We start from the raw sequence: 14099 nt of genomic DNA, 5'->3' as shown, positions 1-14099 counted from the left end.
GAAATCAATTCCTTGAAGGGGCTTGCGTTTGATATAATTTAACTTGTATCGCACTTTAAACTAATTTGCTTTAATCCAAAAGATTAAGTAATGACAAATCTTCCATAAAAAGGTAAAAAAATGAAATTAGCAATGATTGGTCTCGGAAAAATGGGTGGCAATATGGCTACTCGTCTCATTCAAAAAGGTATTTCTGTTGTAGGCTTTGACCGAAGTGCAGAAGTTGTAAAAATGCTAGAAGAAAAAGCAAAAATGATTGGTGCAACTTCAGTTGCTGATGCTTTAACAAAATTAGACGGTCAAAAAATCGTATGGCTTATGGTGCCAGCAGGTAACCCTACCGAAGAGCAAATCAATGAACTCATCCCCATGCTCAATAAAGGCGACATTATTATTGATGGTGGTAATTCAAATTACAAAGATTCTCAGCGTATCGGTAAATTCCTTGAAGAAAAAGGTATTGGCTTTATGGACTGTGGAACATCAGGAGGCGTTTGGGGTTTAGCAAATGGCTACTGCTTAATGGTAGGGGCAAAAGAAGAAGTTGCAGCAACCATGAAACCTATTCTCCAAGCATTGGCGCACGAAGATCGTGGCTGGGCTCATGTAGGTCCTGTAGGTTCGGGTCACTTCACTAAAATGATTCACAATGGTATCGAATACGGCATGATGGAATCATTTGCTGAAGGCCTTGAACTCCTTAAAGGGAAAAGTGAATTTAAACTCGATTTAGCGCAAATTACAGAATTATGGAAACATGGCTCAGTGGTAAGAAGCTGGTTGTTAGATTTAACCGCAGACGCCCTTAAAGAAGATCAAACACTCGATGAAGTTGCTCCTTATGTCGCTGACTCAGGTGAAGGCAGATGGACTGTTGTTGAATCCATCGAGCAAGGTATTCCAACACCTGTGCTGACGCTTGCATTACAAGTAAGATTCAGAAGCCAAGAAAAACAAGGTTATGGTTATAGATTGCTATCAGTTATGCGTAATGCATTTGGTGGTCATGTAGTAAAAAAAACTAAATAACTTTTATATCATCTCAAATTATCTATGACAAAAATTGATGACTGCACCCTAGTCCTCTTCGGTGCAAGCGGAAACCTTTCTAGAATAAAACTTATTCCAGGTCTTTTTAGGCTTGATTCTCTAGGTAGACTCCCTGAAAAAATAAAAATTCTCTCTGTTGGAAGATCTGACGTTAAAGAATCAGCATGGCGAGATGACATCAAGTCGATGCTTGATATTAAATTTAAAAAAAATTATGACGCAAAAGTTTTTGACCGTTTTATTGCTAGAAATTTTTATCACGCGAATCCTCCTGATGATGAAAATGCTTTTAAACGGCTTAGCGAAAGACTTTCTGATGCATCAACTTTCCCACAAAATTTAGCTTTCTTTTTATCCGTTAGACCATCTGACTTTGCGTCTATTGTTGATTTACTTGCAGGCGTTGGCTTAACAGATGAAAGCAAAGCCTGGCGTCGTGTTGTTATTGAAAAACCATTTGGCACTAACTTAGAAACAGCACAAGCACTTCAAAAATCAATTACAAAGCATTTAAAAGAAACACAAATTTATCGTATCGATCATTACCTTGGCAAATCTGCATTACAAAATATTCTGCTGACCCGCTTTGCAAATCATATATTTGATCCACTTTGGACACATGAACACATTGATCATATCCAAATTACTAATAATGAAACGCTTGGTGTCGGCGAGAGAACTAAATTTTATGATGCGACAGGTGCCCTAAGAGATATGATTCAAAGTCATCTTATGCAAATGCTTGCATTAACCACGATGGAAATACCATTAACATTAAGCCCTGAACATATACGTGCTGAAAAAATTAAGGTGCTTGAATCGATTACACCCATTCCACTTGATGAGCTTAAAAAACACACTTTTAAAGCACAGTATGGACGCGGAAAAGTCAATGGTGAGGAAGTGAAAGGCTACTTAGAAGAATTAGAAGATCCGACAAGTGTGGTTGAAACTTATGCAGCACTGAAGTTCTACATCAACACACCGAGATGGAAGGGTGTACCTATCTATGTCCGGACAGCAAAACGTCTTCACGCATCTGATACTGCTATAGCGATTAAATTTAAAAAATCACCCCTTTCACTTCCCGATCAAGCCGATAACTGGCTCGTCATTAGTATTCAACCTAAAGAATTTACTCGCTTTGAAATTCAAACGAAAATTCCCGGACTCGATACTAAAGTAAGAACAGTCGCTATGGATGCTCCGAATAGAATTACAGGTGATGAAAGTGTAGATGCTTACGAGTCACTTCTCCTAAATCTCATGCAGGGTGATCAATCGTTATACTTGCATATTAACGAGGTAGAAGCATCCTGGAGGCTCCTTGATCCTGTGATTAAAGCCTGGAATGAAGATAAGAGCCCGGTTTTTACCTACCCTGCTGGAAGTCCTGACCCTGCTGAATCCAAAATCATTTTTGACAAGCCTGAACAATTTTGGCGTCAGAGTATTGAAATCGGTGAAAATAAGCTCTAAAGTAATAAAATTTAAATTATTGGAAATCCCGTAGCGTCAAGATTGTGCAAACGGGATTTTTCTTTTTTAAGACAAGAAAATTATGACGATAAAATCAGATAAATGGATAAGAAAGATGGCTGAAGAACATGGCATGATTGAGCCATTTGAGCCTAAGCTTATTCGCGAGAAAGATAATCAAAAAATTGTGTCTTATGGCGCATCCAGCTATGGGTATGACATTCGTTGCGCTAATGAATTTAAAGTATTTACCAACATTAATAGCACTATAGTAGACCCAAAAAATTTCGATCCTAATTCATTTGTTGAATTTAACGGTGATTATTGCATCATTCCGCCTAACTCATTCGCACTTGCAAGAACTGTTGAGTATTTCAGAATCCCAAGAAGTGTGCTCACTATATGCTTAGGTAAATCAACATATGCCCGATGCGGCATTATTGTGAACGTGACCCCCTTCGAACCAGAATGGGAAGGTTATGTAACTTTAGAATTTAGCAATACAACCCCCCTTCCAGCAAAAATTTATGCAGGCGAAGGTTGCGCTCAAGTGCTATTCTTTGAGTCCGATGAAGTATGTGAAACATCCTACAAGGATCGTGGTGGAAAATACCAAGGCCAAGTAGGAGTAACATTACCTAAAATATAAAGGGTTAACATGAAATTTAACTTTCCCGTAGTCATCATTGATGAAGACTTTAAATCCGAAAATTCGTCAGGACTTGGTATTAGAGTTTTAGCAAAAGCGATCGAGAAAGAAAATTTTGAGGTACTAGGTGTTACAAGTTACGGTGACTTAACATCATTTGCTCAACAACAAAGTCGAGCTTCTGCGTTTATTCTATCGATTGATGATGAAGAATTTGTCGAAGAAAATCAAACCGCACTTCAGCAATTAAAAAATTTCGTAGATGAAATAAGATATCGCAACGAAGAAATTCCAATATTTCTACACGGTGAAACTAGAACAAGTCGTCACATCCCAAATGAAATTTTAAGAGAGTTAAATGGCTTTATTCATATGCACGAGGATACGCCAGAATTCGTTGCGCGCTATATTGTCCGAGAAGCAAGAACATATCTAGATAGCCTAGCCCCGCCATTTTTTAAAGCACTCACTCATTATGCAGGTGACGGATCTTATTCATGGCATTGCCCTGGCCACTCAGGTGGTGTAGCTTTTCTAAAATCACCTGTTGGTCAAATGTTTCACCAATTCTTCGGTGAAAATATGCTGCGAGCTGATGTATGCAATGCAGTTGACGAGTTAGGACAGTTACTCGACCATACAGGCCCTGTAGGTGCTTCAGAGAGAAATGCAGCGCGAATCTACAATTCTGATCATCTATACTTTGTTACAAACGGTACATCGACATCGAACAAGATGGTTTGGCATTCAACAGTTGCTCCTGGTGATATTGTAATTGTTGATCGTAATTGTCATAAATCAGTACTGCATTCTATTATTATGACAGGCGCTATTCCAATCTTCTTAATGCCAACTCGAAATCACTTCGGTATTATTGGCCCTATTCCTAAAAAAGAATTTGAATGGAAAAATATTCAAGATAAAATTCAAAAAAATCCATTCATCACTAACAAAAAAGATAAACCTCGTGTATTGACCATTACACAATCCACTTATGATGGCATTCTTTATAACGTTGAAGAGATTAAAGAAATGTTAGATGGAAAAATTGACACACTTCATTTCGATGAAGCTTGGTTGCCTCATGCAACATTTCACGATTTTTATGGTGATTATCATGCAATTGGTGCTGATCGTCCGCGCTGCAAAGATAGCTTAATCTTCTCAACACAATCGACACACAAACTTTTAGCAGGGTTAAGTCAAGCATCTCAAATTCTCGTCCAAGATGCAGAAAAAAATAAACTCGATCGTGAAGTCTTTAATGAATCATTTCTTATGCACAGCTCTACCAGTCCACAATATTCAATTATTGCAAGTTGCGATGTTGCAGCGGCAATGATGGAAGAACCTGGGGGCAAGGCTCTTGTTGAAGAGTCATTAATGGAAGCGCTAGACTTTAGACGCGCTATGCGAAAAGTAGATATTGAATGGGGATCTGACTGGTGGTTTAAAGTTTGGGGCCCTAACGATTTATCAGATGAAGGTCTTGAAGATAGAGATGCTTGGATGTTAAATGCTAATGATCATTGGCATGGCTTTGGTGATCTCGCTGATGGCTTCAATATGCTTGATCCTATTAAAGCAACTATTATTACTCCAGGACTTAATGTTGATGGAGAGTTTTCTTTAGAGTTTGGGATACCCGCATCTATTGTTACAAAGTATTTGGCAGAGCATGGAGTTATTGTTGAAAAAACTGGGCTCTACTCATTCTTTATTATGTTTACGATTGGTATCACTAAGGGTCGCTGGAATACACTTGTTGCTGCTCTTCAGCAATTCAAAGACGATTACGACAAGAATCAACCTTTATGGAAAGTGTTGCCTGAGTTTATTCAGAAACAACCAAGTTATGAGCGCATCGGACTTAGAGATTTATGTACACAAATTCATGAAATTTACAAAAAACATAATATTGCAAGACTTACAACAGAAATGTATCTCTCGGATATGGTACCCGCAATGAAACCTGCAGATGCATTTGCAAAAATGGCCCATAAAGAAATTGAACGTGTAGCGATTGATGATCTAGAGGGCAGAATTACAGCAGTTCTACTCACTCCTTATCCGCCTGGCATACCACTTTTAATTCCTGGCGAGCGCTTTAATAATATTATTGTGAACTATTTAAAGTTTGCGAGAGATTTTAATGAAAAATTTCCTGGATTCGAAACAGACAATCATGGATTAGTGAAACAAAAGATTGATGGCAAAGCGCACTACTTTGTAGACTGTGTTTCTATTTAGTATTTTTTTGGTAACTTACAAAAGAAAACTCAAGGCCATCGGCTGTCACATGATCTTCTCTTGAAAATTCAGTCCATTTTTCTTTATCAATCTCAGGGAAAAAAGCATCTCCTGTAAAGCTTTTCTTAATCTCAGTAACATACAGATGATCGACTAAGTCTAGCGCTTGTTTATATATATTTGAACCGCCAATAACAAAGACTTCGTTATCATTCTTTGAAATAGAAAAAGCATCCTCGATGCTGTGAACAACTTCAACACCCTCATAAGTCGTTTCAGTATCTCGACTAATTACGATATTTCGTCGGTGAGGAAGAGGACGGCCAATAGACTCATATGTCTTTCGACCCATGATAATGGTATGGCCTGTTGTTAAAGATTTAAAATGCTTTAGATCTTCAGTTAAATGCCATGGCAAGGTGTTGTTGACACCAATGACATGGTTAGAACTCATTGCAACAATAATAGATAACCTAAACACTAGACTGCGACAGGCGCTTTAATCGCGGGATCAGGTTCATAATCTTCTAAAACAAAATCTTCGAATTTAAAATCAAAAATACTTTTAACTTCAGGATTAATTTTCATGCGAGGTAAAGTTTTAGGTGTTCTTGATAATTGTTCATTCACTTGCTCCATATGATTAGAGTAAATATGAGCATCACCTAATGTGTGCACAAAATCACCAAGCTCTAATGAGCATACTTGCGCTACCATCATCGTAAGGAGTGCATAAGAAGCTATATTGAAAGGGACACCCAGAAATATATCTGCGCTTCTTTGATAAAGCTGACAAGATAACTTGCCATTCGAAACATAAAATTGGAAAAATGCATGGCAAGGGGGTAATTTCATTTTAGAAATTTCCGAAACGTTCCAAGCAGACACAATGAGTCTCCTTGAGTCTGGATTCTTTTTGATCGATTCAATGAGATCTGTAATTTGATCAATATGCTTTCCGTCAGATGTAGGCCAGCTTCTCCATTGGAAGCCATAGACAGGGCCTAAATTACCATTTTCATCAGCCCATTCATCCCAAATGCTCACACCATGATCTTTTAAGTACTTAATATTTGTGCTGCCACTTAAAAACCATAAAAGCTCATGAATAATTGACTTTAAGTGGACTTTTTTAGTAGTGAGTAGAGGAAAGCCTTTTGATAAGTCATAACGCATTTGATAGCCAAACACAGACATAGTCCCTGTGCCTGTTCGGTCATGTTTGACGTCACCATGATTTTTAACGTGATTCAGTAAGTCTAAATATTGCTTCATGGTCTTAAACGTTTTGCCTAATGAATTTTTTAACTTGATCCACTTGATTATCAAAAATCTCAAACTTTTGCGGAAGATCCTCTAAATGCTTTAATGATTCTGGTCTTTCAGGTTTTTGACCTATCGCTTCTACAACAGAATCTTCAAATTTAGTGGGCAAAGCTGTCTCAAGAACAATCATTGGGACATTCTCGTCTGTATGCTCATAGGCCGCTTTAAATCCATCTGCCGTATGTGTATCGATAATAATTTTATATTGATTAAAGATTTCTTTAATATAGTGAATACGTTCTTTATGTGTACTTGAGGATGATGTAAAACCAAAAGCTTGGATTTTTTCAAAAACACCTTCTTGATTTAAATCAAAATTACCACCTTGATCGATTGACTTCCATAATGCATTTAACTTTTTACTATCTCGTCCAATTAAATCAAAAATAAAACGTTCAAAATTTGATGCTTTGGATATGTCCATGGAAGGGCTTGATGTATGGAAGGTATTCTGTGAGTCTCGCGGCTTATACATACCTGTCTTAAAGAATTCATCTAAAACATTATTTTCGTTTGTAGCTACCACAAGTCTCTTAATAGGAAGCCCCATCATGCGGGCAATATGGCCTGCACAGATGTTACCAAAATTACCTGTAGGCACTGTAAAACTGACTTCTTCATTATTCTTTGCAACAGCAAGATACCCTTTAAAGTAATAAACGATCTGCGCTAAAATTCTTCCCCAATTAATTGAATTCACCGCGCCAATTTTAAAATCTCTTTTAAAATTTAAGTCATTAGAAACGGCTTTTACAATATCTTGGCAATCATCAAAAACACCCTTGATACTTAAATTAAAAATGTTAGGATCCTGAATACTAAACATTTGGGCTGCTTGAAAACGGCTCATTTTTTGGTAAGGTGACAACATAAAGACATTGATACCTTTTTTACCTCGCATTGCATACTCTGCAGCTGAACCTGTATCCCCTGATGTTGCCCCGAGAATATTAATTTCAGCATTTTCTTTTTGAAGCACATACTCAAAAAGATTACCGAGTAACTGCATTGCAATATCTTTAAATGCCAGTGTGGGTCCGTTTGAAAGTGAAAGAATATATAAGTTATCTTGAACCTTTAAAATAGGTGTAATGTCATCAGCTTTTTGCTGTGGTCTTGAAAATGCATATACTTCTTTTGTATATGTTTTATTGATAATCGCCTTTAAATCATCTTTCGGTATGTCATCTATAAATTTAGAAATAATGTGAAAAGCAAGCTCAGGATAGGTCATGCTTTGCATGCTATTTAAATCTTGGGCTGAAAATTTTGGGTAAGTCTCTGGAAGGTACAAGCCGCCATCAGGGGCAAGACCTCCTAACAAAATCTCTGAAAAAGAAAGTGGTTTCGATTGTCCACGCGTTGAAATATATTTCATAAAACCTTTATTTACTAAGCTCTTCTAATCTAATTTTAATAACATTCCCAATAGTAGCTGACAAGGATTCAATAGAATGAATCACAACATTGATATCTTTCTCAACAGCTAAATGACTTAATATGACAATGTCAGCTTCAGATTCATATTCTTTCGGTTCTTTTTGAAGCATTGCATCAATTGAAATTTTCTTATCACCAAATAATTTTGTAATTTCAGCTAAAACACCTGGCTTATCTGAAACTCTAATTCTTAAATAATAACCGCTGATCGCATCATCAATTTTATAGATGGGAATCTTATCAATCTTATTATCTTCGAAGCCATGAGGTGGCACATGAGATGATCTAGAAATATCAATAAGGTCAGCAACCACTGAGCTTGCTGTTGGAAGGGCTCCAGCACCAGCCCCATAATAAAGTGTTGGCCCTATCATATTACCTTTAACAACAACGGCATTCATTACGCCATTTACATTAGCAATTAAACGTTTTTCTGGAATTAAAGTTGGGTGCACTCTTAATTCAATACCTTTATCTCTTTTCTTAGCGATGCCTAATAATTTAATGCGATAACCCAATTCGTCAGCGTATTGAATATCTTTTTGCTCAAGCGTCGTTATACCTTCCACATAAACATCTTTTAAGCTCATTGGAATACCAAAAGACAATCCAGCAAGAATTGTTAATTTATGTGCAGCATCAATACCTTCAATATCAAAGGTAGGATCTGATTCAGCGAAACCTAAAGACTGTGCTTCAGATAAGGCCTCTGCAAATGTAATACCCTTTTCACGCATCTCGGTCAAAATAAAATTAGTAGTGCCATTAATAATACCCGCGACCCACTCGATTTTATTTCCAGCTAAACCTTCTCTAATTGATTTTAAAATAGGTATACCACCCGCTACTGATGCTTCAAATGCTAAGGTGACATTATTCTTTTTGGCTAATTCGAATAGCTCATTGCCAAAATTTGCGAGTAATGCTTTATTTGCTGTTACGACATGTTTTTTATTTTCAATGGCTTTAATAATCAAATCTTTTGCAATGGTTGTTCCGCCAATAAGCTCAACAATGACATCGATCTCTTTATCCGCCACTAACTTAAATGGGTCGTCGGTCACTTCAATAAAGCTTCCTACGATTTTTTTTGCGCGCGCAATATCCTTGTCTGCCACAGCGATAATTTTCATATCAGTCGCTGTCTTACGCTGTATTTCGGTAATGTTTGATTTTAAAAGCTCAAATACACCACCCCCCACTGTGCCAATACCTAATAAACCTATATTCATTCTTTTCATCGGCTATAGCTTTCTAGTGCGCAGTATTTTTTTTATAGTTTTCAAGGTAATCTGCAATACGATTAATTGACTCTTTAAGATCATCTTCATTGGGTAAGAATACAATTCTTATATGGTCAGGATCTTTCCAATTAAATCCTGTGCCCTGAACTAACAAGACTTTTTTATCAATCAATAATTTTAAAATAAATTCTTGGTCATCTTTAATTGGATATATTTTTGGATCTAATTTAGGAAATAGATACATCGCAGCCTCTGGCTTAACGCATGTCACACCTGGTATCGAAACAAGCATATCGTAGGCAAGTTCTCTTTGCTTGAAGAGTCGTCCTGAGGGGGCGACAAGATCATCAATACTTTGGTATCCGCCCAAAGCAGTTTGAATTGCAAGCTGTCCAGGAACGTTTGCACATAAACGCATGGAAGCTAACATGTTAAGACCTTCAATATAATCTGCAGATTCTTTCTTATTTCCTGACACGACTAACCACCCTGCACGATAACCACATGCACGATAGTTTTTTGATAAGCCGTTTAATGTTACAAAAAGAATATCATCTGCAAGAGATCCAATTGAAATATGTTTCTTCTTGTCGTAAATCACCTTATCGTAAATCTCATCTGCAAAAACAACAAGTTTATGTTTCCTTGCAATTTGAATAACGCCCTCTAAAATTTCTTTTGGGTAAAGGGCGCCTGTTGGATTGTTTGGATTAATTACTAAAATCGCTTTTGTTTTACTTGTGATTTTACTTTCGATATCTTTAAGATCTGGGTACCAGTTTGAAGCTTCATCACATAAATAATGTCTAGGTTTTCCGCCCGCCAATGTAACAGCTGCAGTCCATAGCGGGTAATCTGGCATGGGAATCAATACTTCATCATCGTTATCTAACAATGCCTGCATCGACATCACGATAAGCTCTGAAACGCCATTACCAATAATCACATCATCAATATCCACATTTGGAATATTTTTTTCCTGTGTGTAATGCATGATAGATTTTCTTGGCTCAAAAAGCCCCTTGCTATCTGTATAGCCGGATGCTTTACCCATATTCCGAATCACGTCTTGCACAATCTCTTCAGGCGCTTCAAATCCAAAGGCGGCTGGATTACCAATGTTAAGCTTGATAATGCGCTGCCCTTCTTCTTCCATTTTTTTAGCGTGCGCTAGAACAGGTCCGCGAATGTCATAACAGACGTTATTTAATTTCGATGATTTTTTAAGCTGAGCCAATTTAATTACCTATATTTGAATATATGATATCTTACCTTGTGAACGCGCATTCCGCCAACAAATGAGAGGGTTTTGGTTTAATTTATTTCTTTAAAAACACGATGTTATGAAATTTCACTTAATTCAATCTGATAACAAAAATCTCATTACGGGGTACGATTTAAACTGGGTGGAAGTCAATCAAACGCGCCACGAATCAAGTTTAATTATGACCCCTGATCGACTTTTTCTTGAATGGTCAGTCAAAACCATCAAAGATATGAAAGAGAATAGTTTTGAAGCTATCGAATCTTTAGATATTGAAATTATTTTATTGGGTACTGGCAATACACAAGAACATCTTGAGCCAAAACTCTTGGAATATTTTTCAAAGAAAAATATAGCTATTGAATCTATGAGCAATCAATCGGCATGCAGAACCTACAATATTTTGGCAAACGAAGAACGTAAAGTATTGCTGGCGCTTATGCTTTAAAGGTTTTTTGTCGAAAATACAAGGGAAGCGTTTGTACCGCCGAAACCGAAGCTATTTGAAATAGCTGTTTTCACTTCAATATTATCAATACGCTTTGTCACAATAGGAAGGCCTTTAGCTAAAGGATCTAATTCTTCAATATTAACTGATGGCGCAATAAATTTATTTTCCATCATGATAAGACTATAGATCGCTTCATTGACTCCAGCTGCACCTAATGCATGACCAGATAAGGATTTGGTCGACGCGATATGTGGCATAGGGCCATATTTATTATCCCCAAATACAGCACGAATCGCTTCAAGTTCTTTGACATCACCCACAGGGGTGCTTGTGCCATGTGTATTCATATAATCGACTTGGTCGATTCCTTGAAGTGCCAGAGCCATGCATCGTTCAGCACCTTCACCGCTTGGTGCCACCATATCATACCCATCAGATGTCGCGCCGTAACCTACGACTTCTGCATAAATTTTCGCATGACGTGCTTTTGCATGCTCATACTCTTCTAGAACCAAAATGCCGCCGCCACCTGAAATCACAAAACCATCTCGATTTACATCATAAGTCCGTGAGGCTTTTTCTGGAGTCTCATTGTATTTACTTGAAAGAGCTCCCATACCATCAAACATAAATGAAAGTGTCCAATGCTCTTCTTCGGCACCGCCTGCAAAAATAATATCTTGTTTGCCTAGCTGAATTTGTTCTATACCCGCACCAATACAATGAGCACTGGTTGAACATGCCGAGGTAATCGCATAGTTCACACCCTTAATTTTGGCACCCGTTGCAAGACATGCTGAAACGCCACTCGCCATTGCTTTTGTGACCATGTAAGGCCCTACACGTCGAATACCTTTTTCTCGTACGGTGTCTATACCTTCTAAAATACTTTCATGTGAAGCGCCGCCCGCGCCCACAATCAAACCGGTACGTATATTTGAAACCATAGCTTCGGACAAAGCTGAATCAGCGATCGCTTCTTGCATAGCGAGCCAGGCATAGGCATGACCTTTCGCCATGAAGCGAAATAATTTTCGATCGATTAATTCTTCAAGATTAAGGTTTTTGATGGAGCCTGCAACATGTGAGCGTAATCCCATGGCAGCATAATCTGGCTGGAATGAGATGCCAGAGCGAGCATGATATAAGCTATCTTGAACTTCTTTTTTATTATTACCTAGACTAGATACAATCCCTAATCCAGTAACAACAACACGACGGGTCATGCGTCGCCTCCCCTTAAATAACGATCAAAAATTATCAGTACGCGTAAATAAACCGACACGCAAATCTTTAGCATGGTAAATCTCCCGACCATCGACTGACATTTTAGCATCAGCAATGCCCATAATGAGTTTACGCATAATTACTCTCTTTAAATCAATAGCATAGGTAATTTTTTTAGCTGTAGGTAAGACTTGGCCTGTAAACTTAATTTCACCGCCACCCAGTGCGCGGCCCCGACCTAAGCCACCCTTCCAACCTAGATAAAAACCGACCAATTGCCACATAGCGTCTAGTCCAAGGCAGCCAGGCATTACAGGATCACCCTCAAAATGGCAGCCAAAGAACCAAAGGTCTTTATTGACATCTAGTTCAGCAATAATTTGTCCATTGCCAAATTCGCCACCATCATCTGTGATAGCTACGATGCGATCAAACATAAGCATAGGGGGCAGTGGAAGTTGAGCATTTCCTGGCCCAAACATCTCCCCTCGACCACAAGATAAAAGCTCTTCTTTTGTATAGCTATTTTTTTTAGACATTGAATTTATAAGCAGTAGATAATAAAAATTGTGGAAATATTCTTTTGCGACGCAACTATTTTATCGTGTTTTTATCTATTTACCCTGATAAATTATTACGCTAATATGAAAAGCATAGTAAAACACTCAACAAACAATTTCATCTATTAGGGATTCCATAATGAGCGACCAAAATCTGGCCGACTGGAGAAAGCTTGCAGTCAAACTTGAAACAGAAATTAATAAAGTTGTTATAGGACAAGAGCGTCCTGTAAGGCTGATTACCACTTCAATTTTTGCACGTGGTCACGTTCTTCTAGAAGGTGACGTGGGTGTTGGAAAAACAACATTACTTAAAGCTTTCACGCGCGCCATTGGTGGGGGTTATCAACGTATTGAAGGTACGATTGACCTTATGCCAAACGATCTTATTTATCATACCTATCTTGGTGAAGATGGTAAGCCACATGTAACCCCCGGCCCTATTTTAATGTCTGGTAGTGATTTATCTATTTTCTTCTTTAATGAAATTAACCGAGCAAGGCCGCAAGTTCATTCCTTACTTTTAAGAATTATGGCTGAAAGAACACTCTCAGCATTTAATAAGGAACATTACTTTCCGCACATGATTGTGTTCGCAGACAGAAATCAAGTAGAACGTGAGGAAACTTTTGAAATTCCTTCTGCCGCACGTGATCGATTTATGATGGAGATTCCAATACTCATCCCTAAAAATGATGACATGATGAAAAGTTTAATTTTTGAAACAAGGTTTCATGATGCTGACAATCTTGTAAGTGAAGTTAAACCTAGTTTACTAAAGTTTGATAAGTTGAAAGATATAGCCAAGACAATTCAAGAAGAAATTACCGCAACAGATGCACTTAAAAAGTATGCACTGAATCTATGGAAAGCAACAAAAAGTCCTGCTGATTATGGGATTAAGATACCTGATCTTGATATGAATCGATTAATGATATCGGGATCAAGCCCTAGAGGAATGATGATGATGATGAGAGCAGCTCGAGTTAACGCGTGGTTAAATGAACGGAGTTCTGTGACTCCAACTGATATTCATGCAGTATTCCACGAAACCATTGCACATCGACTCGTATTTAATCCTGTTTATGAAATGCGAAGAACTGTAATTGCTCGGGATTTAACCAATGGCATTTTGAACGTTATTAAAGCACCCTAAACA

The 14099-nt window shown here is 37.8% G+C and carries 13 protein-coding genes; 6 read left to right on the top strand and 7 right to left on the bottom strand.

Going from position 1 to position 14099, the window contains the following annotated elements:
• Positions 1 to 120: 120 nt before the first annotated feature.
• The 4 genes from gnd to FIT63_RS02925 all read left to right on the top strand — a co-directional run bounded on the left by gnd (position 121) and on the right by FIT63_RS02925 (position 5428).
• Complete coding sequence (gene gnd / locus FIT63_RS02940; protein WP_140006488.1) at positions 121 to 1029, top strand: phosphogluconate dehydrogenase (NAD(+)-dependent, decarboxylating); 909 nt, start codon at positions 121 to 123, stop codon at positions 1027 to 1029.
• Positions 1030 to 1053: 24 nt separating this feature from the next.
• Positions 1054 to 2529, top strand: a complete 1476-nt coding sequence (gene zwf, locus FIT63_RS02935) for a glucose-6-phosphate dehydrogenase (RefSeq protein WP_140006487.1) — start codon at positions 1054 to 1056, stop codon at positions 2527 to 2529.
• Between the two features lie 82 nt (positions 2530 to 2611).
• Complete coding sequence (dcd, locus tag FIT63_RS02930; protein WP_028817874.1) at positions 2612 to 3178, top strand: dCTP deaminase; 567 nt, start codon at positions 2612 to 2614, stop codon at positions 3176 to 3178.
• A 9-nt stretch (positions 3179 to 3187) separates the two neighbouring features.
• Positions 3188 to 5428, top strand: coding sequence for an arginine/lysine/ornithine decarboxylase (locus FIT63_RS02925; protein ID WP_046487832.1), 2241 nt, complete (start codon positions 3188 to 3190; stop codon positions 5426 to 5428).
• On the opposite strand, the gene FIT63_RS02920 is transcribed toward FIT63_RS02925, so the two are convergent.
• The 5 genes from FIT63_RS02920 to FIT63_RS02900 are packed head-to-tail and all read right to left on the bottom strand — an operon-like array spanning position 5421 to position 10675.
• The gene (locus FIT63_RS02920) at positions 5421 to 5882 is read right to left on the bottom strand and encodes a dihydrofolate reductase (protein ID WP_420886441.1); all 462 of its coding nucleotides are present in this window, start codon (positions 5880 to 5882) and stop codon (positions 5421 to 5423) included. The two genes, FIT63_RS02925 and FIT63_RS02920, sit on opposite strands and share 8 nt — an antisense overlap.
• A gap of 26 nt (positions 5883 to 5908) precedes the next feature.
• A complete protein-coding gene (locus tag FIT63_RS02915; RefSeq protein WP_140006485.1) occupies positions 5909 to 6703 on the bottom strand; it encodes a thymidylate synthase in 795 nt (264 codons plus the stop codon).
• A 4-nt stretch (positions 6704 to 6707) separates the two neighbouring features.
• Positions 6708 to 8132 carry a threonine synthase gene (thrC, locus tag FIT63_RS02910; RefSeq protein WP_140006484.1) on the bottom strand — a complete coding sequence of 475 codons (1425 nt, stop codon included), beginning with the start codon at positions 8130 to 8132 and terminating at the stop codon, positions 6708 to 6710.
• Between the two features lie 7 nt (positions 8133 to 8139).
• The gene (locus tag FIT63_RS02905) at positions 8140 to 9435 is read right to left on the bottom strand and encodes a homoserine dehydrogenase (RefSeq protein ID WP_140006483.1); all 1296 of its coding nucleotides are present in this window, start codon (positions 9433 to 9435) and stop codon (positions 8140 to 8142) included.
• A gap of 13 nt (positions 9436 to 9448) precedes the next feature.
• Positions 9449 to 10675: a pyridoxal phosphate-dependent aminotransferase gene (locus tag FIT63_RS02900; RefSeq protein ID WP_140006482.1), complete on the bottom strand. Its 1227-nt coding sequence runs from the start codon at positions 10673 to 10675 to the stop codon at positions 9449 to 9451.
• A gap of 106 nt (positions 10676 to 10781) precedes the next feature.
• On the opposite strand from FIT63_RS02900, the gene FIT63_RS02895 reads away from it, so the two are divergent.
• The gene (locus FIT63_RS02895; protein WP_140006481.1) at positions 10782 to 11150 is read left to right on the top strand and encodes an Mth938-like domain-containing protein; all 369 of its coding nucleotides are present in this window, start codon (positions 10782 to 10784) and stop codon (positions 11148 to 11150) included.
• Here FIT63_RS02895 and fabB read toward each other — a convergent pair.
• A complete protein-coding gene (gene fabB / locus FIT63_RS02890; protein WP_140006480.1) occupies positions 11147 to 12379 on the bottom strand; it encodes a beta-ketoacyl-ACP synthase I in 1233 nt (410 codons plus the stop codon). The genes FIT63_RS02895 and fabB overlap by 4 nt on opposite strands.
• Before the next feature lie 24 nt (positions 12380 to 12403).
• Positions 12404 to 12919, bottom strand: coding sequence for a 3-hydroxyacyl-[acyl-carrier-protein] dehydratase FabA (gene fabA / locus FIT63_RS02885; protein ID WP_140006479.1), 516 nt, complete (start codon positions 12917 to 12919; stop codon positions 12404 to 12406).
• Between the two features lie 160 nt (positions 12920 to 13079).
• Here fabA and FIT63_RS02880 point away from each other — a divergent pair, with 160 nt between their 5' ends.
• A complete protein-coding gene (locus tag FIT63_RS02880; RefSeq protein ID WP_140006478.1) occupies positions 13080 to 14096 on the top strand; it encodes an AAA family ATPase in 1017 nt (338 codons plus the stop codon).
• The last annotated feature ends 3 nt before the right edge of the window (positions 14097 to 14099 follow it).

The organism is Candidatus Methylopumilus planktonicus (genome assembly GCF_006364715.1).
GTDB lineage: Bacteria > Pseudomonadota > Gammaproteobacteria > Burkholderiales > Methylophilaceae > Methylopumilus > Methylopumilus planktonicus_A.
This window is presented reverse-complemented; position numbering and strand designations above follow the sequence as displayed.

Bases quoted from the DNA above. Each gene is read 5' to 3' on its own strand.
- FIT63_RS02880 (WP_140006478.1), top strand. From the start codon at position 13,080: ATGAGCGACCAAAATCTGGCCGACTGGAGAAAGCTTGCAGTCAAACTT.
- fabA (WP_140006479.1), bottom strand. From the start codon at position 12,919: ATGTCTAAAAAAAATAGCTATACAAAAGAAGAGCTTTTATCTTGTGGT.
- dcd (WP_028817874.1), top strand. From the start codon at position 2,612: ATGACGATAAAATCAGATAAATGGATAAGAAAGATGGCTGAAGAACAT.
- FIT63_RS02920 (WP_420886441.1), bottom strand. From the start codon at position 5,882: ATGAGTTCTAACCATGTCATTGGTGTCAACAACACCTTGCCATGGCAT.
- fabB (WP_140006480.1), bottom strand. From the start codon at position 12,379: ATGACCCGTCGTGTTGTTGTTACTGGATTAGGGATTGTATCTAGTCTA.
- thrC (WP_140006484.1), bottom strand. From the start codon at position 8,132: ATGAAATATATTTCAACGCGTGGACAATCGAAACCACTTTCTTTTTCA.
- zwf (WP_140006487.1), top strand. From the start codon at position 1,054: ATGACAAAAATTGATGACTGCACCCTAGTCCTCTTCGGTGCAAGCGGA.
- gnd (WP_140006488.1), top strand. From the start codon at position 121: ATGAAATTAGCAATGATTGGTCTCGGAAAAATGGGTGGCAATATGGCT.
- FIT63_RS02905 (WP_140006483.1), bottom strand. From the start codon at position 9,435: ATGAAAAGAATGAATATAGGTTTATTAGGTATTGGCACAGTGGGGGGT.
- FIT63_RS02925 (WP_046487832.1), top strand. From the start codon at position 3,188: ATGAAATTTAACTTTCCCGTAGTCATCATTGATGAAGACTTTAAATCC.
- FIT63_RS02915 (WP_140006485.1), bottom strand. From the start codon at position 6,703: ATGAAGCAATATTTAGACTTACTGAATCACGTTAAAAATCATGGTGAC.
- FIT63_RS02895 (WP_140006481.1), top strand. From the start codon at position 10,782: ATGAAATTTCACTTAATTCAATCTGATAACAAAAATCTCATTACGGGG.